The sequence below is a fragment of the Gemella parahaemolysans genome (genome assembly GCF_053758945.1).
Genome location: NZ_JBSMTP010000005.1, coordinates 1 through 23,166, shown reverse-complemented (window position 1 = coordinate 23,166; position 23,166 = coordinate 1). Strand labels below are relative to the sequence as shown.

Below are 23,166 nucleotides of genomic sequence, written 5' to 3'. Positions count from 1 at the left end.
TTTATGAGCGAAAGATTACGAGTAAAATTACCGGGGTTAGATTTAAAAAATCCTGTAATGCCAGCATCAGGATGCTTTGCATTTGGTTTAGAATATGCTAACTTTTATGACCTAGGTAGACTTGGAGCAATCATGATAAAAGCAGCCACTAAAGAACCGCGTTTTGGTAATCCTACACCACGAGTAGCTGAAACTTCTAGTGGTATGCTAAACGCAATAGGATTACAAAATCCTGGAGTTCATGAAATATTAGAAACTAAATTAAAAGAACTAGAAAAATATGATGTTCCTATTATTGCTAACGTTGCAGGAAGTGAAATAGATGACTATGTTTATGTAGCAGAGCATATAAGTAAAGCACCGAATGTTCATGCATTAGAATTAAATATATCTTGTCCTAATGTTAAACATGGAGGGATTCAGTTCGGAACAGATCCAGAAACAGCAAAAAACTTAACTAGAAAAGTTAAAGAAGTATCGAGTGTCCCTGTTTATGTGAAACTTTCACCTAATGTTACTGATATCGTAGCGATGGCAAAGGCTGTCGAAGAAGGTGGAGCAGATGGTATTACTATGATAAATACTTTAGTAGGTGTAAGGTTAGATAAAAAGACAGGAAAACCAATTATAGCCAATGTAACTGGGGGACTTTCTGGACCTGCGGTGAAACCTGTAGCTATAAGAATGGTTTATCAGGTGAGCCAAGCTGTTAACATTCCTATTATAGGTATGGGAGGTATAATGGATGAGTGGGACGTTATAGACTTTATCTCAGCTGGAGCGAGTGCGGTAGCAGTAGGTACAGCGAATTTTACAGATCCATATGCTTGCCCGAAAATTATTGATAAGTTAGAAGCGGCACTTGATGAATTAGGAGTTGAACATATATTAGAACTTCGTGGTCGTGCATATAAATAAAAAGGAGAAATATTATGAATAAAGATGTAATAATAGCGTTAGATTTTCCAACTTTGGAACATACTTTAAATTTTTTAGAAAAATTTGGTGAAGAAAAATTATTTGTAAAAATAGGAATGGAATTATACCTACAAAATGGACCTGTTGTTATTGAAAAAATTAAAGAATTAGGACACAAGATATTCTTAGATCTTAAATTACATGATATTCCCAATACAGTTTATGGTGCGACAAAAGGATTAGCGCAATTCAAAGTTGATATTCTTACTGTACATGCGGCAGGTGGCTATGAAATGCTAAAAGCAGCAAAACGAGGGATGATTGATGGTGGTAGTGTGGATACTAATGTAATAGCGATAACACAATTAACTTCAACATCAGAAGAAGCGATGAAAGAAGAGCAACTAATTGCTGTATCTCTAGAAGAGAGTGTAATAAATTATGCTAAACTAGCTAAAAGAGCAGGGCTTGATGGAGTAGTTTCATCAGTTTGGGAAGCAAGATTTATTCGAGAAAACTGTGGAGATGACTTCTTAAAAGTAACTCCAGGAATAAGATTAGAAACAGATGAAGTAGGAGATCAAAAACGTGTAGCAACTCCAACTGTTGCTAACGAAGAAGGAAGTACACACATCGTGGTTGGGCGTTCTATAACTAAATCAGAAAATCCACTTGAAGTTTATAAACTAATAAAAAGTCAATTCGTAAAATAAAAATATACAGATAACATAAAGGAGAAGAACATGGCATTAGAAAGAAAAATAGCAAAACACTTATTAGATATTGAAGCAGTGGCATTAAGACCAAATGATTATTTCACTTGGACATCTGGAATTAAATCACCAATTTACTGTGATAACAGAATTACAATGTCATACCCTGCGATTCGTCGTGAAATAGCAGCTGGTATGAGTGAAGTAATTAAAGCTAAATTCCCAGAAGTAGAAGTAGTTGCTGGTACAGCTACAGCAGGTATTCCACACGCTGCGTGGGTAAGTGAAGTACTGGATTTACCTATGATTTACGTGAGAGATTCAGCTAAAAAACATGGGAAAACAAATCAAATCGAAGGTAGATTACTAGAAGGACAAAAAGTTGTTATTATTGAAGACTTAATTTCAACTGGATTATCTTCATTAAAAGTAGCTAAAGCATTAGAAGAAGCTGGTGCAATAGTTCTAGGTGTTGTGGCGATATTTAGTTATGAACTTAAGAAAGCACAAGATGTCTTTTCAGCTGATAAAGTAGAGTATCATACTTTAACTAACTATAATTACTTAATCGAAGAAGCGGTAGCGAGTGATTATATCAAACAAGAAGATGTAGAAAAACTTCTTGAGTGGAGAAATAATTTATAAGAACTTACAAAATATTAAAGGTGTAACATAGGAAGAGATGTCTAAGTTACACCTTTTTATTTTATTATTTTAATTTGATAGCGATTATCAATGGCTTATGATATAATTATAGTATTAATATAAAGCAGTGAGGGAATGAGAAATGGATAATATTATTGATGTAAGTATACCAGTTGCACAAGTTGTTGATAAACATCCAGAAGTGTTGGATATTTTGGTTGATCTTGGATTTAAACCACTAGCTAACCCAATTATGAGAAATACTGTAGGGAGAAAGACTTCGCTAAAAATGGGTTCGAAGTTGGCAGGAATTAAACTTGAAACAATTGTTGCTATATTAGAAGCTAATGGGTATGAAGTAGTAGGGGTAGACTAATGGCTACAAAGAGAATTGAAGTTTTAAGAGATATACTATTACGACTTCATAATGGAGAATCTGCAGAGTCAGTACAAGCTGAATTTGATGAGCATTTTTTTGGAGTATCTGCTATTGAGATCTCTTTAATGGAGCATGAACTTATGAATTCAGATTCTGGTGTGACTTTTGAGGATGTTATGAAATTATGTAACGTACATGCTAATTTATTTAAAGGTGCGATAAAAAATGTAGAAGTCGAAGATAGTGAGCATCCAGGACATCCAGTTCAAGTGTTTAAACAAGAGAATTTAGCTTTAAGAGCAGCGATTATACGAGTTCGTCGAATTTTAGATAACTATACAAAGTTAGATGAAGGTGAAACAAAAGAAGTTGTTTTAAAAGGATTGCTTCGTCAGTTGCAATTATTAGGAAAATTTGATATTCATTATAAACGTAAAGAAGAATTGATGTTTCCTATAATGGAAAAATATGGTCACGATGCACCACCTAAGGTTATGTGGGGTGTTGACGATGAAATAAGAGATTTATTCAAACTTGCTAAAGAAGAAGCGGAAAAACTACCTAATGCAGAGATAGCTGTCGTTAAAGAAAAATTTGAAGTTTTTGTTAAAGAATTTGAGGAAATGATTTTTAAAGAAGAGTCGATTCTTCTAATGATTTTATTAGAAGCATTTACTCAAGACGATTGGTTGAGTATCGCTAAAGATAGCGATACTTACGGTTATGCAATAATTCGACCTCAAGAGGAGTGGATACCTCATAGAGAAAATTTCGAGAATACAACAACTATAGAAGCTACACAAAGTGAGATGACGAAAGTTATTCAAACTCCTGAAGGCGAGTTTACTATTACCTATAAACCAAAAGAAGTTAAAGAGAAAACTTTCAATAGGGATACACCTCAGAAAATCGGAAATGGTTATCTGTCATTAAATCAAATGGATTTAATATTAAATCATTTACCTATGGAAATTACCTTTGTGAATAAAGAGGAAATCTTTCAATATTATAATAACCATTGCTCAGAAGAAGAAATGATATTTAAACGTACGCCAGGTCAAGTAGGGAGAAATGTAGAACTATGTCATCCACCTAAGTACCTAGAAAAAGTTAAAACTATAATGAAGAACTTGCGAAGTAGAAAAAAAGATAAGTATGAAATGTGGTTTAAATCTGAATCTAGAGGAAAATTTGTGCATGTTACTTATGCAGGTGTTTATGACGAAAATGGTGAATTTCAAGGAGTATTAGAATACGTTCAGGATATAGCTCCTTATAGAGAAATAGACAGTGATTATTATAGAGGAATAGAATAAAATATAAAAACGTGAGTGACTCAAAATCGATTTTTGAGTCACTCACTCTATTTATGAATATAGTTTATCAAAAACATTTTTTCTCAATTTTATTGTTGCGAGAATCAATAGTATGATTAATATTAGAGAATATATTATTCCTACTATATTTGCTGATGACGGCAACATAGTAATTAAGAAAAATGTCGCTACATTAAGTAGTACCAATAGGAAAATAGCGCCGAAAGCTAAAAAAGTTAATAGTACTTGATTTATTGAACTACGATTAGCTAAATCTGTGATATTGTTCCAGTTGAGATATAATTTTTTATAGTCATTTGTATAACTATGGAATGAAAAGACAAGACTTGAAATAATATAGGACATAATAGTTGCAATCGCTAGTAAGATTGGAGTTTTAGTTATAAATAACATCATAATCAGAGCAAATAATCCAAAGCCAAGTTGTAAACAAGTGGCGATTGCTAATTTGATTTTTAGGTATTTTTTAAAATCTAATGGAAGAGATTTTAAAAAGTAGTAATCTTGCTTTTCTAGTGATATTGCTATACTTGTAAAGTTCATAGGATTAGAATTAATGTACAATGCTAAGGTAAATCCTATAGTCATAGCTACTGGATAGAATATAAATGGGAGAGTAATGCCTCCATGTTTTCTGATTTCTATAATCGGAATTACAAATATACCAAGCGTGATAAGAAGATTAGTAAATACAGTTGTTGAAATTGTACTATTTAACAATAGTTTTATATTTCTCTTAATTAGTTTAGAAAATAATGTAGTTGATGTACTATTAGTATTTTCTTTAATTTTTACAGTTTTTGAACTAGATGTGTATGTATTATCTGATATTCTATATAAGTCTTTCATATATTTTTTTACTACGAATATATAAGTAGTAAAGAAAGAGATAATTGCTAGGATTATAGTTATTATTAAATAAGTATAAGTCTTTGAAATATCTAACATGAGTATATTTAAAAATAAATCTCCTTTATATTCAGAACCAATATTTTTAAAAGTATGAGCAAAATCAAATATGTATCCTGTGAAGAATATCAACGCAATCAATATTGTAGCTGCATTAACTTTCCCTTTATTCTTCTTGAAATTTGGGATATAAGTAATAAATGAAAGTAGTGTCATTATAGAACATATTAAAGTAATAATAAATGCAAAACTATATATTAATACGAAGAAAAATTTTTGAATTGAAAACTCTGCATTTAATCCAATAATCAAGTTTATAACTATTACTGGAATAAAATTACTTATAACTAGTGAAAGTAGAGTGAACAATTTACTAAAGAATATCTCAGCCCCTGTAACTGGTAAATGAATAATTGCCAATGTATCATCACTTTCATAAAACATATTGGTAAAATTATTTAAAATTTGGATAAACACCATTAATAAAATAAAGAAAAGTATACTCCTATAACCCGATCCAGAAAAGTTAAAACCACGAGAAAACATTGAAAATACAAATAAAATATTTAAGAAATTGAAAAAATTCATCATTAATATATTTCTAAAAAGCTTATGTCTTATATCACTTTTTCCACTGAATTTTTTTCTATATTTATTTCTTTGTGGAGGAAAACTATAAAGAAGATTCGTTAAGAATAATTCCTTCATTACATTGAATCTCATATTTAATCACCACCTAAAATATTTGAATTTGAATTTTTTACTATATTAAGATAAATTTCTTCAAGATTATCTCCGTCAAATTTTTCTTTAAGTTCATTCAGAGTACCGATAAAAACTAGTTTACCTTTGCTGAGGATACCTATTCTGTCGCATAGGTGTTCAGCAACCTCCAAGACGTGAGTAGAGAATAGAACACTATTTCCTTTTAAGGCATGTTCTTTCATCAAATTTTTCAAGTCAAATGCAGCCTGTGGATCTAATCCAGTCATAGGCTCGTCCATAATCCAGAACTTAGGTTCTGATAATAGTGCACCAATTACGAATACTTTTTGTCGCATACCATGAGAAAAAGAACTAATTTCTTGATGCTCAACTCCTACCATATTAAATAATCTGCAGTATCTATTAAGAATGTCATCTCTTGTTTTATTATCAATTTCATATATGCTGGCGACTAAAGACCAATATTCAAAGGCTGATAATGTAAGAAACATATCAGGTGAATCAGGAACATATCCAATTTGCTTTTTACATTCTAATCTATTAGTTTTTAGAAGTAGGTTATTAAAATAAATCTCTCCTGAAGTAGGTTCTAATATACTAACTAGAGATTTGATTGTAGTAGACTTACCAGCTCCGTTATGTCCGATAAGACCAAATATTTCACCATCATTAATAGTGAAACTCAAATCATCAACTGCATACTTTGTATCAAATTTCACAGTAAGATTTTTAATTTTTATCATAAACTATCCCTCCAATCGGTGTCTATAGTTATATTATACTTGTAATCGATTTAATCAACAAGTGTAGAATTTAATTATTTCTATAAAAAATAATTTTAAAGTAGGGAATGAAACACCTGGAATAGTTTATTAAAAGTACTATTGTGACACACCTGGAAGTGTTTATTTATATTATAAAAATGAAACACCTGGTTAAGTGTGAAAATAGAATATGATAATAGCAAGTGAAAAAAGATATAAAAAATTTTTAAAAAAGTGTTGACAAGAAAAAATAAAAGTGGTATTATTTAGTACGTGAGTGTTACGGCACTCTGTGTAAAGCCACTAAGGCTTATAAAAAATTTAAAAATGTGATACACCTGGCTAGGTGATTCACAAATAAACAGGGAAGGAGGAAATCAGGAAAATGCCAACTATTAACCAATTAGTTCGTAAACCTCGTAAATCAAAAGTATCAAAATCAGATTCACCAGCACTTAACAAAGGTTACAACTCTCAAAGAAAGAAAGAAACTAACATTTCTTCACCACAAAAACGTGGAGTTTGTACTCGTGTTGGGACTATGACACCTAAAAAACCTAACTCAGCTTTACGTAAATATGCACGTGTTCGTTTATCAAACCAAATCGAAGTAACAGCATATATCCCAGGTATCGGACACAACCTACAAGAACACAGTGTTGTACTTATTCGTGGAGGACGTGTAAAAGACTTACCAGGGGTACGTTACCACATCATCCGTGGAGCTTTAGATACTGCAGGAGTTAACGACCGTAAACAAGGACGTTCACTATACGGTGCTAAAAAACCAAAAGAGAAAAAATAATATAAGATAAAAATTTGATAAAGAATTCGTGAAAGGAGGCAGACACTATGCCACGTAAAGGTCCAGTTGCAAAACGTGACGTTTTGCCAGATCCAATTTATAACTCAAAATTAGTTACAAAATTGATTAACAAATTAATGCTAGATGGGAAACGCGGTACAGCTCAAAGAATTTTATATTCTGCGTTTGATTTAATTAAAGAAAAATCAGGACGTGAAGCTATGGAAGTTTTCGAAGAAGCATTAAACAACATTATGCCAGTTCTTGAAGTTCGTGCTCGTCGTGTTGGTGGTTCTAACTACCAAGTACCAGTAGAAGTACGTGCTGAAAGAAGAACTACATTAGGTCTACGTTGGTTAGTTAACTATTCTCGTTTAAGAGGAGAAAAAACTATGGAACAACGTTTAGCTAATGAAATTTTAGACGCAGCAAATAATACTGGTTCAGCTGTTAAGAAACGTGAAGATACTCACAAAATGGCTGAAGCTAACAAAGCATTTGCTCACTATCGTTGGTAATTATAGGGTGAATATCAAGCTATTTTATAGCTTGAATTTTTCACTATAAAAGACAAATTACTCAAAACATTTAAAAATTTATGAAAGGAGAAAATTGACTCATGACTAGAGCATTTTCTTTAAAAGATACTCGTAACATCGGTATCATGGCTCACATCGACGCAGGTAAAACTACTGCAACAGAGCGTATTTTGTTCTACACTGGGAAAATCCACAAAATCGGAGATACTCACGATGGTAACTCACAAATGGACTGGATGGAACAAGAACAAGAACGTGGTATCACTATCACATCTGCTGCAACAACTGCTGAGTGGAAAAAACACCGTATCAACATCATCGATACACCGGGACACGTAGACTTCACAGTTGAGGTTGAGCGTTCACTTCGTGTACTTGATGGATCAGTAGCAGTATTAGATGCGCAATCAGGTGTTGAACCACAAACAGAAACAGTTTGGCGTCAAGCTACAACTTATGGGGTTCCTCGTATCGTATTCGTAAACAAAATGGATAAAACAGGAGCTGACTTCCTATACTCTGTAGGAACAATCCACGACAGATTACAAGCTAACGCACACCCAATTCAACTTCCAATCGGAGCTGAAGATTTATTCGAAGGTGTAATTGACCTTGTTGAAATGAAAGCTATTTACAACGAAGGTAGCGTTGGGGAAAATCTTGTTGTTAAAGAAATTCCAGCTGAATACCAAGATCAAGCTGAAGAATACCGTGAAAAACTTATCGAAGCTGTTGCAGAATTCGATGAAGACTTCATGGAAAAATACTTAGGTGGAGAAGAAATTTCAATTGACGAGCTTAAAGCTGCAATTCGTAAAGCTACTCTATCAGTAGAATTCTTCCCAGTAGTATGTGGATCAGCATTCAAATATAAAGGGGTACAACCAATGCTAGATGCAGTAGTAGAATACCTACCATCTCCATTAGATGTACCTGCTATTAAAGGTGTTAACCCAGATACTGATGAAGAAGTAGAAAGACACTCTTCTGATGAAGAGCCATTCTCAGCATTAGCTTTCAAAGTTATGACTGACCCATTCGTAGGGAAACTTACTTTCTTCCGTGTGTACTCAGGTATCTTATCATCTGGTTCATACGTTAAAAACTCAACTAAAGGTAAACGTGAACGTGTAGGACGTATCCTACAAATGCATGCTAACACTCGTAACGAAATCGCTGAAGTTTACGCTGGTGATATCGCTGCAGCTGTTGGTCTTAAAGATACTACTACTGGGGACACACTTTGTGACGAGAAAAACGAAGTTATTCTTGAATCAATGGAATTCCCAGAACCAGTTATCCAACTTTCAGTTGAACCAAAATCTAAAGCTGACCAAGATAAAATGTCTACAGCTTTACAAAAATTACAAGAAGAAGACCCAACATTCCGTGCTGGAACTGACGAAGAAACTGGACAAGTTATCATCGCAGGTATGGGTGAACTTCACTTAGACATCATCGTTGACCGTATGCGTCGTGAATTCAAAGTTGAATGTACAGTAGGTGCTCCAATGGTATCTTACCGTGAAACATTCAAACAATCTGCACAAGTACAAGGTAAATTTACTCGTCAATCTGGTGGACGTGGACAATACGGGGACGTATGGATTGAGTTCACTCCAAATGAGCCAGGTGCAGGATTTGAGTTCGAAAATGCTATCGTTGGTGGGGTAGTTCCTCGTGAATACATCCCAGCAGTAGAAGCAGGATTAAAAGACTCTATGGCAAACGGGGTATTAGCTGGATACGAATTAATCGACGTTAAAGCTAAATTATTCGATGGATCATACCACGATGTCGATTCATCTGAAATGGCGTTCAAAGTTGCTGCATCATTAGCTCTTAAAGAAGCTGCTAAAAAATGTAACCCAGTAATCTTAGAACCAATCATGAAAGTTGAAGTTGTAATGCCTGAAGAATACTTAGGAGATATCATGGGAGACATCACTTCACGTCGTGGACGTGTTGAAGGTATGGAAGCTCGTGGTAATGCACAAGTAGTAAGTGCTTCAGTACCATTATCTGAAATGTTCGGATATGCAACTTCTCTACGTTCTTCAACTCAAGGACGTGGTACTTACTCAATGGTATTCGACCACTACGAAGAAGTACCTAAATCAATTTCTGAAGAAATTATCAAAAAAAATAAAGGATAATAAAAATTATTCTTTATAGTTGCAATTTTCGTTGTAACATTATAAAATATAGTTATCATAGAAATGCTATGTGACTAATTATAAAAAAATAAAATTTTATTAACTTGAAGGAGACATTTTTAAAATGGCAAAAGAAAAATTTGACCGTAGTAAAACACATGCTAACATTGGAACAATTGGTCACGTTGACCACGGTAAAACTACTTTAACAGCAGCTATCGCTACTGTATTAGCAAAAACTTATGGTGGAGAAGCTAAAGACTACGCTTCAATCGATAACGCACCAGAAGAAAGAGAACGTGGTATCACAATCAACACTTCTCACATCGAGTACGAAACTCCAAACCGTCACTACGCACACGTAGACTGCCCAGGACACGCTGACTATGTTAAAAACATGATCACTGGTGCTGCTCAAATGGACGGAGCTATCTTAGTAATCGCTGCTACAGATGGACCAATGGCTCAAACTCGTGAGCACATCCTATTATCTCGTAACGTTGGAGTACCAAAAATCGTTGTATTCTTAAACAAATGTGATATGGTTGATGACGAAGAGTTATTAGAATTAGTTGAAATGGAAGTTCGTGAACTATTATCTGAATACGGATTCGACGGAGATGAACTACCAGTAATCAAAGGTTCTGCTCTTAAAGCTCTTGAAGGAGATGCTGATGCAGAAAAAGCTATCATCGAATTAATGGAAACAGTTGACGAGTACATCCCAACTCCAGAACGTGATAACGCTAAACCATTCATGATGCCAGTTGAGGACGTATTCTCAATCACAGGTCGTGGTACAGTTGCTACTGGACGTGTTGAACGTGGACAAGTTAAAGTTGGAGACGTAGTAGAAATCGTTGGATTAACTGAAGAACCAGCTTCAACTACTGTAACAGGTGTTGAAATGTTCCGTAAATTATTAGATTACGCTGAAGCAGGAGATAACATCGGTGCATTATTACGTGGTGTTGCTCGTGAAGATATCGAACGTGGACAAGTTTTAGCAGCTCCTAAAACAATCACTCCTCACACTCAATTCGTAGCTGACGTGTACGTATTATCTAAAGAAGAAGGTGGACGTCACACTCCATTCTTCACAAACTACCGTCCTCAATTCTACTTCCGTACTACTGACGTAACTGGTGTAGTTACTTTACCAGAAGGTACTGAAATGGTAATGCCTGGGGATAACGTATCAATCAACGTAGAACTTATTTCTCCAATCGCGATCGAAGAAGGAACTCGTTTCTCAATTCGTGAAGGTGGACGTACTGTAGGTTCAGGTGTTGTAACTTCAATCGTTAAATAATAATTGAATTGAAACACAAAAAGCAAGGTGAATTTCACCTTGCTTTTTTTTTATACTTAATACAGATTTACATAATGTTCATATTTAATTAGAGATATTTGATAGTTTTAATATATTATATGTATTAATATTGAATTTTAAGTGTGAAAATATTATTTTTTGTAATTTTATTCGAAAATACGTACTATTTTTAATAAATCCTTGCAGAAAATCTGTAAGAGGTGTATAATATGTTTAAAGGTAGTATAGGGGAAATAATATAGTAAATTTAAATATTTATGTATATTATTAGATAAAATCAAAATTACTCTAGGGATATTGAGTAATATTTTGGAATCGAAGTTAAGAAATTAACTTCGATTTTTTCTTTTAAATTTATGAAGATTTTGCATTTGTCAACAGTTTGAAGACTTTTAAATAGTTCTAAAAGACTATTTTAGTTATCGTAATTGCTAGTATAAAAATCTATTTGAGGAGTTAATAGATAACTAGTCTAGTTTAATAATTTGACTTTATAAGTTTTATTCTATATGCTTAGTATAATGCAATTTGTTATTATGAATAAAAATTTTATATTTTAAGGAGAAAAAATGTTTTTAGCTATTAATGAAATAAAGGATGCTAAGTTAAGGTATAGTCTGATAGTAGGACTTCTTACATTGGTTTCTTATTTAATGTATTTCTTATCAGGATTAGCTTTTGGATTGATAGACCAGAATAGATCTTCAATTGATCATTGGAAGGCGGATACGGTATTGCTTTCGTCTGAAGCAAATAAAACTATCGGTTTATCTAATTTAAAATTATCAGATAAAGAATCTTTATCTGCAGATAATGTTGAATCTTTTAGTCAAATGGTTACAGTTTCTAAAACTGAGAAGAGTTCAAATGAGGATGTTAAACAAAAAATCAGTATTTTTGGAGTAAATAATGGAAGCTTTTTAATTCCTCCAATAATACAAGGTAGAACTTTTGAATCTAAAAATGAAGTTGTTATTGAAAAAAGTTTGTCTGAAAAAGAAGGATATTCTATAGGGGATACTATTAAAACTGCTAACTCAGATATTGAATTAAAAATAGTAGGTTACACGGAAAAATCAAGGTTTAATGTTGCGCCTGTAGTATATATGAATATTAATGATTTTCAAGTATTGAAATATGGTAATAATAAATCAGCTGATAATCCTATGATTAATGCTTTCGTAGTAAAAGGTGACTTAAAGGATTACGACAGTTCTATCTTCCAAAAAGTTAGTATAGCTGATTTTATTAATGAATTACCTGGTTATAGTGCTCAAATTTTAACATTTGGACTAATGATAGGATTCCTAATAGTGATTTCTGCTATTATTATTGGTATTTTTATGTATGTACTTACTATTCAGAAAACTCCAATCTTTGGTGTAATGAAAGCCCAAGGAATCTCGAATAGAATTATTGGAACTTCTGTTTTATCGCAAACATTCTTACTTTCATTAGTTGGAAGTATACTAGGTTTGGTTGGAACGTGGGCAACATCACTTGTATTACCATCAGCAGTACCATTTTTAGGGAATGGACTTTATTACAGTATAATCTTCGTTAGTTTGATTATTTTTTCTTTAGTTGGAACATTATTCTCTGTTTTAGCTATTAGAAAAATTGATCCATTAAAAGCAATAGGATAGGTGTCATATGAATGTATTAGAATTTAAAAATGTTACTAAATCATATCAAGATGGAAATAAAGAGATAGAAGCTCTGAAAGAAACAAATTTTAAAATAGAAGAAGGTCAATTTATTGCGATTATTGGTCCATCAGGTTCAGGAAAATCAACTTTTTTAACGTTAGCTGGTGGGTTACAAACTCCATCTAAAGGTCAAATAATTATTAATGGAAAAAATTATACTAATTTGTCTGAGAAAGAAAGGTCAAAGTTACGATTTAACGATATTGGATTTGTTCTACAGGAATCTAATTTAGTTCCATTTTTAACTGCAAAACAACAGTTAGAATTAGTGGATAGAATAAATAAGAAAAGAAAACAAACACTTCAAGATCAAAAATCCCTATTTAAAGAATTAGGAATAGATCATTTAGAAAATAAATTACCAAAAGACTTATCAGGTGGAGAAAGGCAACGATTAGCTATTGCTAGAGCTCTTTATAATAATCCTGCAATTATCTTAGCTGATGAACCTACAGCAAGTCTAGATTCGGATAGAGCGTTTGAAGTTGTAGATTTACTTTCAAAAGAGTGTAAAGAAAAAAATAAATCAATTATTATGGTAACACATGATAATAGAATGATTGAAAAATGTGATTATGTTTATCGAATGAAAGATGGTATTTTGACAAAAGAAAGATAAAATATAAAGTGTCTAAGTGAAATAACTTAGGCATTTTTTTGTTAATAAAATAATATTAAAAGGGAGTAGGAAAATCTTAATAAGTTTAGATAAATAATTGTATAAAGCATTTTAATATGATAATATATCTTAGTATAGAGTATTCTCATCCTCCCAAATTCATGAGTAATATATTAACTATTAATTTTTAAATAAAGGAAAAATAGTATAGAAAGGAAGAACATGAAGAATTTAAAGTTTGATGGAACTCAGTTAAAATATATAGCTATAATTGCTATGACAATTGATCATTTAGCATGGCTATTATATCCAGGTTTAGTTAAAGAACCAATACCAGTATTTATGCACATAGTAGGACGTTTAACAGCACCAATTATGTGGTATTTTATCGCAGAAGGATGTTATTATACAAAAGATATTAAAAAATATTTCTTTAGAATTATGAGCTTTGCTGTTATCAGTCATTTTGCTTTTTGCTTCGGTTTAGGAATACCATTTGATATAACTACAGGAAGTATATTTAATAAAACAAGTGTCTTATTCCCACTGGCGATGGCAGTTTTATTAATCGCTATCTTTAGAAGTGAAAAAATAAGTAATACACTAAAGATTTCAGCAATTATTGTGTTCTGTTTATTAACGTTTGTAGCGGATTGGTCTTCAATAGCGCTAATGATGCCATTCTTTTTATATAATCATAGAGATAATAAAAAACAACAAATACTTGATTATGTTATTTGGATAAGTGTTTATGCAGCTATTTATATTATCTTTATAGATGTATTTTATGGAGTATTACAGTTTGCAACTTTATTCTCTTTACCGTTATTAATGAGATATGATGGTACTAGAGGAAAACATATTGGTTCTAAATGGTTCTTTTACTACTATTATCCAATACATTTAGCTATTATAGGTATTTTTAGAATTATATTATATGGAAATATTCCACTTGTATTTTAGAATTAGTATTGATGTAGGAAATCAAAAGAACATTGTTAAATTTAATACAACAAAAATCTAATGTAGAGGTTCCTTATTAAGACAAAACATAATAAGGAACTTATTTATATACTTAGCGATACCAATTTGTAGTAAAAAAGTGAAGGATATAATATAATTAAAATACTATAAATAATTAGTTTTGAAAGGACAAAATGAATAATAAAGAAGAAATAGTTCGATGCCAAAAGTTATGGGCAAAAAATAAATATCTTGTTTTAAGTCACTCAAGTAAAATATACCTAGAAATTAGAACGTATTTAAAACAGGAAGAAGTATCCCTAAGTAAATTGAATGAGCTAATAAAACAAGCTGTAAGTTTACCTGAAGATAAAGGACAAGTAACTAATGCGTTACATCATGTCTGGGGATACTTTAAAAAACATGCAACAAAGGAAGAAAAAGATAATTTTTTTGAAATGATTGAAGAATATCATACTAATAAATATAAAAAAGAAAATTTGATAAAAGAAGTAAAATATCTTTTAAATAAATATCCAAATAAATATTTAGAAGAATCTACTTTTATTAATGGAGGACAAGATGAGACTTTGGCATGAAGAACTAATATCAAAACTACCAAGGCAACAACTTTTAGGTCAACATAGAGAATGTTGTGCATTAAGAGGAAATGGTTGGGGTAAGAAACATGCAACGGTAGATTATGTATTTGAACACAAACCATTTTTACTTTTTAAGTATCATGAATTAATCATGAAGGAAATGAAGAATAGAGGATATAATGTTAGTGAGGAATGGCTAGATAAAAATTATAGAGGAAAAATTTGTACTCCTCACAACAATCTAAAAGAATGTAAAATCAATAAGCCAATTTATAAAGAACACGATGAGGCGTATTATGATGAGTGTATTGAGAATTTAGCTCAGAAGGATATTTTTATATAGTTATAATAAGAATATTAAAATATTGTGAGAAAATAAGTTAGGAGAAGAGTATGAAAATTTCAATTTTAAATTTAGCTCCATTAAGACAGGGGCAGAATTTTAAAGATGCTATTGACGCGATGGTTAAATTGGCTAAAAAGGCTGATGAACTAGGATATGAAAGATATTGGATTGCAGAACACCATAATACAAAAAGTGTGGCCAGTAGTGCAACGCAGTTATTAATCCAGCGTACACTAGATAACACAAATAATATTAGAGTAGGTTCAGGTGGAGTAATGTTGCCTAATCATAGCCCTTATATAGTCGCTGAACAATATGGAACTTTGGAGACTCTTTATCCAGGTAGAGTTGATTTAGGTTTAGGGCGTGCACCGGGTACTGATTATAATACTGCACGAGCTATTAGAAGAAGTACTAATAGAGAGATGGATTTTAAAAAAGAAGTCGTGGAGCTATCTGGGTATTTTAAAGATACAAGACCTGTTCATGCATACCCAGCTGCCGGGCTAGATGTTCCGCTTTACATACTAGGCTCGAGTACTGATAGTGCATATGTAGCTGCTGAGTTAGGATTACCTTATGCATTTGCATCGCATTTTGCTCCAGCTATGATGGAAAATGCAGTAGCAATTTATAGACATTATTTTAAACCATCAGAAGTTTTAAGTGAGCCGTATGTAATTTTAGGTGCCAATGCTGTTGTTGCAGACACCGATGAAGAAGCAAAAAGATTATCAACAACTCAGATTCAATCATTTTTAAATATAATAACTAGTAATCCACAAGGAATGGTTCCACCAGTTCAATCAGAAGAAGCTGTTTGGAAAAACTATATCGCGACTACGAAGGTTCCACATTTTGGACCAATAGCTTTTGAACACGATGAAATAGTAGATCATGAGAAATCTGTAGTTAAACAAATGACTAAAATTTCGTTTATTGGTAGTAAAGAAACAGTAAAAAAACAAATTGCTGATTTAAAACGTAGAGTAGGATTTGATGAGCTTATGATTAATTCATATATTTATGATGAAGAAGCTCAACATCATTCATATGAATTATTAAAAGAAGTTGTAGATGAATTAGAAAATGAATAGGGAGTGTATAATGTTTATTTATAAAATAAAGAAGTTTATTTTAAACAATGGTAGTGAATGTAAACTAGTATTACCTGATAAAAAATATGCTGAAGATATCTATAAAGTAATAGTAGATGAAAGATTAAGACTAGCAAAGTACTTACCTTGGGTAATGGATATGAAATCAGTTCAGGATGAAGAACAATTCCTTGAGTATAGTATAGAAAAGATTCATAAAGAAGAAATGATGATGTTTATTATCCTAGTAGATGAAAATATGGCAGGAATGATTGACCTTCATAATATAAATAGAAGTTCAAAAAGGGCTGAAGTCGGCTATTGGCTAAGTGAAAAATTCGAAGGTTATGGCATAATGACACAAGCTGTTGATATGATAGAAAAGTATTCTTTTAACGAATTAAAACTACATAAATTGCAAATTAGGGTACATCCTGAAAATTATAAGAGTGCAAGTGTTCCTCAACGTTTAGGTTATTTTAAAGAAGCTACACTAGTAGAACACGAAGTAATGAATGGTGAATATATAGACTTAGATATATTCGCAAAACTAAATAAGTATTAAAAGAAAAGAATTGAATTTTAACAATTCTTTTCTTTTTTATATATAATTGATAATAGTTATTATTTACAATTACAGATAAGAGTGATAAAATTAATGTAAGAGTTTTAAATTATTGTTAAAGTATTAATTTAAATGGGAATTTATAAAAAAATAAGGAGGAAATTATGTTAACAGTATATAAAAAAATTTTATCTTATGTTCCTAAAGAACGATATTTGGCATATATAGGGATTTTATTATCTATGTTGTCAGTAGTATTCAAAGTATGGGGATATTATTATTTAAGTAAGTTTTTAATTGAAATAATTGTTTATAATAATATAGAAAATGCTAAGTATTATGGATTTTGTATAGTTGGTTTACTAATTATTGGTATTACATTATATGGAATTGCTGGATTAGTAACACATGTATTAGGATTTAGATTGGAAACAAATCTTAGAAAATATGGAATCGAGGGATTATCAAAAGCGAGCTTTAGTTTTTTTGACACTCATCCTTCAGGAAAAACAAGAAAAATAATAGATGATAATGCGACGGATACACATATGATTGTAGCTCATCTAATACCTGATAATGCTGGAGCTATATTAATGCCAATTCTATTATTAGTACTTGGATTTTTTGTCAGTTTGAAAGTAGGTATTATATTAGTAATACTTAGCATTGTTGGGGGAATATCACTTTCAATGATGACTGGTGAAAAAGAATTTATGAAGATTTATCAGGAGTCTTTAGAAACTTTAAGTAGTGAAACAGTAGAGTATGTTAGAGGAATTCAAGTTATTAAAATTTTTGGTATTAGCGTTGAATCATTTAAAGCCTTAAATACAGCTATAAAAAATTATTCTAAATATTCTTTAGAATATGCTATGTCGTGTAAAAGAGGTTTTGTTGGATTTCAATGGTTCTTTTTTAGCTTTATAGCTATGGTAATTCCAATTCTTTTACTATTTTTTAATATTGAAGATCCAAAAATGTTGGCTGTTGAATTGATTATGGTACTATTTTTAAGCGGAGCACTGTTTGTTTCATTAATGGCAATAATGTACGTATCGATGTATGCATTTATGGGACAGTCTGTTGTTGAAAAACTAGAGAGTATTTTTGAAGAAATGAATAGTAATAAATTAACATTTGGTTCTAATAATGAGTTTGAAAATTATAATATTACATTTGAAAATGTTAGCTTTGGTTATGCTGATAAAAAAATTATAAATGATTTAAGTTTTAGTTTAGAAGAAAACAAGAGCTATGCTTTAGTAGGGGCTTCTGGTAGTGGTAAATCTACTATTGCAAAACTAATCTCTGGTTTTTATAAGGTAGATAGTGGAGTTATTAAAATTGGAAATAGAAGTATAAGTTCATACAGTGAAGAGGCTCTGATTAATAATATTGCGTTTGTTTTTCAAAATGTGAAACTATTTAAAACCTCAATCTATGATAATGTTAAAATCGGTAAAGCTGATGCATCGTATGAAGAGGTTATGACTGCTATGAATTTAGCAGGATGTAATAGTATTCTTGATAAATTTAGTGAAAGGGAACAAACTCAAATAGGAACTAAAGGAGTATATCTATCTGGTGGAGAAAAACAACGAATTGCAATTGCTCGTGCAATATTAAAAGATGCAAAAATTATTATTATGGATGAAGCTAGTGCAGCAGTTGATCCAGAAAATGAATATGAATTGCAACGTGCATTTTCAAATTTAATAAAAGATAAAACAGTTATTATGATTGCTCATAGATTACCTAGTATTAGAAATGTAGATGAGATATTAGTAATGGACAATGGGGAAATTATAGAACGTGGAACTGATAGGGAGTTGATGGCTTTGGATGGTGAGTATAAAAAACTCCAAAGTTTATACAATAAAGCAAATGAGTGGAGGGTTAATTATGAAAAATAAAATTAAAAGTTGGTTTGCCTTAACAAATCAAGGAGCGAGTGATTTAATAAGAGCCAGTATTTTATCATTTCTAGTATATTTTTCAAATATGTTTCCTGCTATGTTACTTATGATATTAGTAGATGAACTTTTATTAGGTAATGTTAAAAGTAAATATCTATATATAGTAATATCAATAGTAGTACTGATTGTTATATATGTACTTTTGGCTAAAGAATATGATGCACTATATAGTGCAACCTATAAAGAAAGTGCTAATTTAAGAATAGATATAGCTACAATATTAAGTAAACTTCCTCTTGCATATTTTTCAAAACACAACTTATCAGATATAAGTCAAACCGTTATGAAAGATGTTGAAGCAATAGAACATGCAATGAGTCATGCAATGGCAAAAATTATAGGATTCATACTTTTCTTCCCTATTATGTCTATACTTATGCTAGTTGGGAATATATATTTAGGTTTATCAATAATAATACCTGTAGTCCTAAGTTATTCTCTAATACTAGTTTCTAAAAGAATTCAATTAAAAAAACAATATGAAAATTTTGAGCAACTTCGTCATAATTCTGAAAGCTTCCAAGAAGCGATTGAACTTCAACAAGATATTAAAAGTTTTGGTTTAGGTAACATGATAAGAGAAAAATTGAATAAAGATATGGATAAAAGTGAAAAATTAAAACTTAAAGTGGAAATGGTACTATTTATACCTTTATTTTTATCATGGGTTGTTGCTCAAGGAACTTTAGTAGTCGTAATAATAGTTGGAACAACACTTTATGCAAGTGGAAGTATTAATCTGCTATACTTAATTGGTTATATATTTGTTGCGATGAAAATGAAAGATATAGTTGATGGATTAGCTGCAAATACTTCAGAATTATTTTACCTAGATGCTCGTATTAAACGAATCAAAGAATTGAGGGAAACTAAAATTCAAAAAGGTAAAGAAATTAAATTGGATAATTTTGGTATTGAATTAAAAAATGTAAAATTTGGTTATGATAAAGATAGTCCAGTATTGAAAGATGTCAGTTTTATAGCTAATCAAAATGAAGTTACAGCACTAGTGGGTGTATCAGGATGTGGTAAAACTAGTATTTTAAAATTAATATCTAGATTATATGATTATGATGATGGACAGATAATTATAGATGGACATAATATAAAAGAAATTTCTACAGACACACTATATAAATATGTTTCAATTGTCTTCCAAGATGTAGTATTATTCAATACATCTATTATGGAAAATATAAGAATAGGACATAGTAGTGCTACTGATGAAGAAGTTATGGCAGCTGCTAAGATGGCTTGTTGTGACTTTATAGATGATTTAGAGAATGGGTACAATACAATAGTTGGTGAAAATGGAGCAACATTATCTGGTGGAGAAAGACAAAGATTATCAATAGCCAGAGCATTTTTGAAAGATTCTCCTATAGTTATTTTAGATGAAATTTCAGCAGCTCTAGATGTAGAAAATGAGAAAAAAATTCAAGATAGTTTAAATAATCTTATAAAAAATAAAACAGTAATTGTTATTTCTCATAGACTTAAATCAATTGAGAATGTGGATAAAATTATTGTCTTAGATAATGGAATAGTTGAGTGCCAAGGAACACATAGTTACTTGTTAGAACATTCTAAGGTGTATGGAAAACTAATTGAGAGATCAAAAGCAGTAGAGAGTTTTAAGTATTAAATAAGATAAAATATAATTTACTGAAAAATATTGATATGGTATTTCTTTTAACATAGGAGGTGAACTAAAAGAAGTTACTGATGCTACTGGTAAAGTCATAAATATTGTAGATGCGAAGGAAACAAAAAAAGAAATGGTTGGGAATGAAGAAATTAAAGATGATAAAATATCTCAAGAATCTGTAAAGATTACTAACTCAAAGGGAAAATCTAAGAAGCAACTTCCAAATACAGGAATGAAAGATTCTATGTTAGGATTATTAGGTTTTGCTCTGCTAGCAAGCTTAGGGTTGGGCTATACGAGAAAATATCTAAGAAAATAAAAAGAGGTTTTATCAAGTAAGAAAAATTTTATTAGAAATCTAGGTGTACTTTGTTGCTTAGATTTCTACTTTTTTCAATAAAAAATTGTATTAAAACATTTTAAAATTTAGAAGAAAAGTACAAATTATTTGTGTAAATCTCTTTTTTATACTAAGATATGGTTAAGAAAGTATATTAGTATTTATATGAGGTAAATTATGGAAAAATATCTAATTAATGATGAATTTAAAAATGTAAAATCAAAAGTGGACGAATATTTAGAAAAAAATAACATCCATCAATTTTTAAATATAAACCAAGGTGAATATGCTAGAAATGTTGATTTAGAACTAGAGGATATTCAATATGTAGTATTTGGTAATCCAAAAGTAGGAACATTATTAATGCAAGATGATTTATATCTAAGTTTTAACTTACCACTTAAATTATTACTTATTAAGCAAGAAGATAAGACAGAAGTATTATATGAAAAACCTACTTCATGGTTAAAAGAAGAACATTCTGATAGAATAAAAGATATATTACCAAAAATGGATAATTTATATTTAGATATCATTAAGCATCTAGAAGTATAATAAGAATCGTTTATTTTAGATAAGGAAAATTACTAACTTTTAATGAAGAATTGTAGAAAAATTGATTTTCTATAATTCTTCTTTTTTATTTAAATACAAATCTAAAACCAGTTTTATCAATGGTTATTGAGAGTATTTTGTGATAAACTGTTACTAGTATAAATAGGAGGTATGAAGAATGTTAAAAACAAATTTTTTAGATGTAGAATTGTCAAACCCATTAATGAATGCATCAGGGGTACACTGTATGACTATTGAGGAATTAGATGAATTAGTAGCTAGTGAAGCGGGTGCTTTTGTTACAAAAACTGCAACTCATGATTATAGAGAAGGTAATCCGGAGCCTAGATATTATGATACTAGCTTAGGAAGTATAAATTCTATGGGGTTACCGAATAATGGTTTAGATTATTATTTAGATTATGTTATTGAACGTCGAAGAGCAGGTGCAAAGTTACAGTTTTTATCGGTAACCGGTATGAGTTATGATGAAAATATTGCTCTATTAAAGAAAATTCAAGAAAGTCAATATGAAGGTGTGACTGAATTTAATCTATCATGCCCAAATGTGCCAGGAAAGCCTCAGATTGCCTATGATTTTGAACTTACAGACAAATTATTAGCTGAGGTATTCACATTCTTTACAAAACCTATTGGAGTAAAACTACCTCCGTATTTCGATATTGCTCATTTTGATGAAATGGCTAAAATTCTTAATAAATATCCGCTTACATATGTAAATAGCGTAAATAGTGTAGGGAATGGTTTATATATTGATTTAGATAAAGAACAAGTAGTTATTAAGCCAAAAGGTGGATTTGGTGGACTAGGTGGAGAATATATTAAGCCAACAGCCTTAGCAAATGTTCGTGCATTTAGGGAACGCTTGAATTCTAGTATAAAGATTATTGGAACTGGTGGTGTTATAAATGGTAAAGATGTATTTGAACATATCCTATGTGGTGCTGATTTAGTGCAAGTAGGAACAACTCTTCACAAAGAAGGCGTTTCAGTTTTTGCTAGACTAACTAAAGAACTTCAAGAAGTAATGAAAGAAAAAGGATACTCAAGTTTAGATGACTTTAGAGGAAAATTGAAAGTAATAGATTAATCTAAAGCTGTTATCACTTTAAATTCTTAATTAAAGAATGAAAATATAATATAAATTTTAGATAACACTTGAAAATCATTTTGAAAATTGTTATTATATATTGTACAGACAAAATATAGCACATATAAAGGCAAGAATATGGCTTGCAAGTTTCTACCATCAGACCGTAAATTTGATGACTATGGGCATTCTTATTATAATGTTATTGCTTTGAATTAATTTTTAAAGTATTTATTTGTGATAGAATTTTAAATCGCCTATAAGTAATTATAGGTGATTTTTTGTATTTAATGGCTTTAGCCAGTTGAGGAGGCGAAGTCTCCGAAACAAAAAACCACCCGCTATGCGGGTGCGAGATAAAAGTTAAACAATTGAAAAATCATCCTTTCTTGATAAAATAAGAGTAGTTCA

Annotated in this window: 23 protein-coding genes and 1 riboswitch; of the genes, 21 read left to right on the top strand and 2 right to left on the bottom strand. The window is 30.9% G+C overall.

From position 1 onward, the window contains the following. Nucleotides 1-3 precede the first annotated feature (3 nt). The 5 genes from ACWOBP_RS04525 to ACWOBP_RS04505 all read left to right on the top strand — a co-directional run bounded on the left by ACWOBP_RS04525 (nt 4) and on the right by ACWOBP_RS04505 (nt 3,971). Complete coding sequence (locus ACWOBP_RS04525) at nt 4-918, top strand: dihydroorotate dehydrogenase (RefSeq protein WP_455337653.1); 915 nt, start codon at nt 4-6, stop codon at nt 916-918. Nucleotides 919-932: 14 nt separating this feature from the next. Beyond that, nucleotides 933-1,631 carry an orotidine-5'-phosphate decarboxylase gene (gene pyrF, locus ACWOBP_RS04520; RefSeq protein WP_455337652.1) on the top strand — a complete coding sequence of 233 codons (699 nt, stop codon included), beginning with the start codon at nt 933-935 and terminating at the stop codon, nt 1,629-1,631. 30 nt (nt 1,632-1,661) lie between these two features. Continuing rightward, nucleotides 1,662-2,276 (top strand): orotate phosphoribosyltransferase, encoded by a 615-nt coding sequence (gene pyrE, locus ACWOBP_RS04515; RefSeq protein ID WP_455337651.1) that lies wholly within the window; start codon nt 1,662-1,664, stop codon nt 2,274-2,276. A gap of 142 nt (nt 2,277-2,418) precedes the next feature. Beyond that, nucleotides 2,419-2,652, top strand: a complete 234-nt coding sequence (locus ACWOBP_RS04510; protein ID WP_455337650.1) for a DUF1858 domain-containing protein — start codon at nt 2,419-2,421, stop codon at nt 2,650-2,652. Beyond that, nucleotides 2,652-3,971: a DUF438 domain-containing protein gene (locus tag ACWOBP_RS04505; protein ID WP_455337649.1), complete on the top strand. Its 1,320-nt coding sequence runs from the start codon at nt 2,652-2,654 to the stop codon at nt 3,969-3,971. Before ACWOBP_RS04510 ends, ACWOBP_RS04505 begins: the two co-directional genes overlap by 1 nt. Before the next feature lie 51 nt (nt 3,972-4,022). Here ACWOBP_RS04505 and ACWOBP_RS04500 read toward each other — a convergent pair whose 3' ends face one another. Both ACWOBP_RS04500 and ACWOBP_RS04495 read right to left on the bottom strand, forming a co-directional pair. Further along, nucleotides 4,023-5,321: a hypothetical protein gene (locus tag ACWOBP_RS04500; RefSeq protein WP_455337648.1), complete on the bottom strand. Its 1,299-nt coding sequence runs from the start codon at nt 5,319-5,321 to the stop codon at nt 4,023-4,025. Between the two features lie 305 nt (nt 5,322-5,626). Continuing rightward, nucleotides 5,627-6,370, bottom strand: coding sequence for an ABC transporter ATP-binding protein (locus ACWOBP_RS04495; RefSeq protein ID WP_455337647.1), 744 nt, complete (start codon nt 6,368-6,370; stop codon nt 5,627-5,629). Between the two features lie 406 nt (nt 6,371-6,776). Here ACWOBP_RS04495 and rpsL point away from each other — a divergent pair, with 406 nt between their 5' ends. From rpsL to ACWOBP_RS04415, 16 genes are all read left to right on the top strand, one after another. Beyond that, nucleotides 6,777-7,196, top strand: a complete 420-nt coding sequence (rpsL, locus tag ACWOBP_RS04490; protein WP_003146927.1) for a 30S ribosomal protein S12 — start codon at nt 6,777-6,779, stop codon at nt 7,194-7,196. Nucleotides 7,197-7,243: 47 nt separating this feature from the next. Then, nucleotides 7,244-7,714, top strand: a complete 471-nt coding sequence (gene rpsG, locus ACWOBP_RS04485) for a 30S ribosomal protein S7 (RefSeq protein WP_455337646.1) — start codon at nt 7,244-7,246, stop codon at nt 7,712-7,714. Nucleotides 7,715-7,815: 101 nt separating this feature from the next. Next, nucleotides 7,816-9,891, top strand: a complete 2,076-nt coding sequence (gene fusA / locus ACWOBP_RS04480) for an elongation factor G (protein ID WP_455337645.1) — start codon at nt 7,816-7,818, stop codon at nt 9,889-9,891. 124 nt (nt 9,892-10,015) lie between these two features. Then, nucleotides 10,016-11,203, top strand: coding sequence for an elongation factor Tu (gene tuf / locus ACWOBP_RS04475; protein WP_003144664.1), 1,188 nt, complete (start codon nt 10,016-10,018; stop codon nt 11,201-11,203). 590 nt (nt 11,204-11,793) lie between these two features. Next, nucleotides 11,794-12,870: an ABC transporter permease gene (locus ACWOBP_RS04470; RefSeq protein ID WP_455337644.1), complete on the top strand. Its 1,077-nt coding sequence runs from the start codon at nt 11,794-11,796 to the stop codon at nt 12,868-12,870. Between the two features lie 7 nt (nt 12,871-12,877). Then, nucleotides 12,878-13,552 carry an ABC transporter ATP-binding protein gene (locus tag ACWOBP_RS04465; protein WP_455337643.1) on the top strand — a complete coding sequence of 225 codons (675 nt, stop codon included), beginning with the start codon at nt 12,878-12,880 and terminating at the stop codon, nt 13,550-13,552. A 222-nt stretch (nt 13,553-13,774) separates the two neighbouring features. Further along, nucleotides 13,775-14,515 carry a TraX family protein gene (locus tag ACWOBP_RS04460; RefSeq protein WP_455337642.1) on the top strand — a complete coding sequence of 247 codons (741 nt, stop codon included), beginning with the start codon at nt 13,775-13,777 and terminating at the stop codon, nt 14,513-14,515. A 194-nt stretch (nt 14,516-14,709) separates the two neighbouring features. Then, nucleotides 14,710-15,114 carry a YbgA family protein gene (locus tag ACWOBP_RS04455; RefSeq protein ID WP_455337641.1) on the top strand — a complete coding sequence of 135 codons (405 nt, stop codon included), beginning with the start codon at nt 14,710-14,712 and terminating at the stop codon, nt 15,112-15,114. Then, entirely contained in the window at nt 15,098-15,460 is a 363-nt protein-coding gene (locus tag ACWOBP_RS04450; protein WP_455337640.1) for a TIGR02328 family protein, read from the top strand. Before ACWOBP_RS04455 ends, ACWOBP_RS04450 begins: the two co-directional genes overlap by 17 nt. Before the next feature lie 50 nt (nt 15,461-15,510). Continuing rightward, nucleotides 15,511-16,560: an LLM class flavin-dependent oxidoreductase gene (locus tag ACWOBP_RS04445; RefSeq protein ID WP_455337639.1), complete on the top strand. Its 1,050-nt coding sequence runs from the start codon at nt 15,511-15,513 to the stop codon at nt 16,558-16,560. Between the two features lie 10 nt (nt 16,561-16,570). Next, nucleotides 16,571-17,125, top strand: coding sequence for a GNAT family N-acetyltransferase (locus ACWOBP_RS04440; protein ID WP_455337638.1), 555 nt, complete (start codon nt 16,571-16,573; stop codon nt 17,123-17,125). Between the two features lie 164 nt (nt 17,126-17,289). Continuing rightward, a complete protein-coding gene (locus ACWOBP_RS04435) occupies nt 17,290-19,038 on the top strand; it encodes an ABC transporter ATP-binding protein (RefSeq protein WP_455337637.1) in 1,749 nt (582 codons plus the stop codon). Then, nucleotides 19,028-20,746, top strand: a complete 1,719-nt coding sequence (locus ACWOBP_RS04430) for an ABC transporter ATP-binding protein (protein WP_455337636.1) — start codon at nt 19,028-19,030, stop codon at nt 20,744-20,746. The genes ACWOBP_RS04435 and ACWOBP_RS04430 overlap by 11 nt, the downstream gene beginning before the upstream one ends. 133 nt (nt 20,747-20,879) lie before the next feature. Then, complete coding sequence (locus ACWOBP_RS04425; protein ID WP_455337635.1) at nt 20,880-21,068, top strand: LPXTG cell wall anchor domain-containing protein; 189 nt, start codon at nt 20,880-20,882, stop codon at nt 21,066-21,068. A 198-nt stretch (nt 21,069-21,266) separates the two neighbouring features. Next, a complete protein-coding gene (locus ACWOBP_RS04420; protein WP_455337634.1) occupies nt 21,267-21,644 on the top strand; it encodes a DUF302 domain-containing protein in 378 nt (125 codons plus the stop codon). A 178-nt stretch (nt 21,645-21,822) separates the two neighbouring features. Beyond that, nucleotides 21,823-22,755, top strand: a complete 933-nt coding sequence (locus ACWOBP_RS04415; RefSeq protein ID WP_455337633.1) for a dihydroorotate oxidase — start codon at nt 21,823-21,825, stop codon at nt 22,753-22,755. A gap of 100 nt (nt 22,756-22,855) precedes the next feature. Continuing rightward, a riboswitch (purine riboswitch) is annotated at nt 22,856-22,957 on the top strand. Nucleotides 22,958-23,166: the final 209 nt, after the last annotated feature.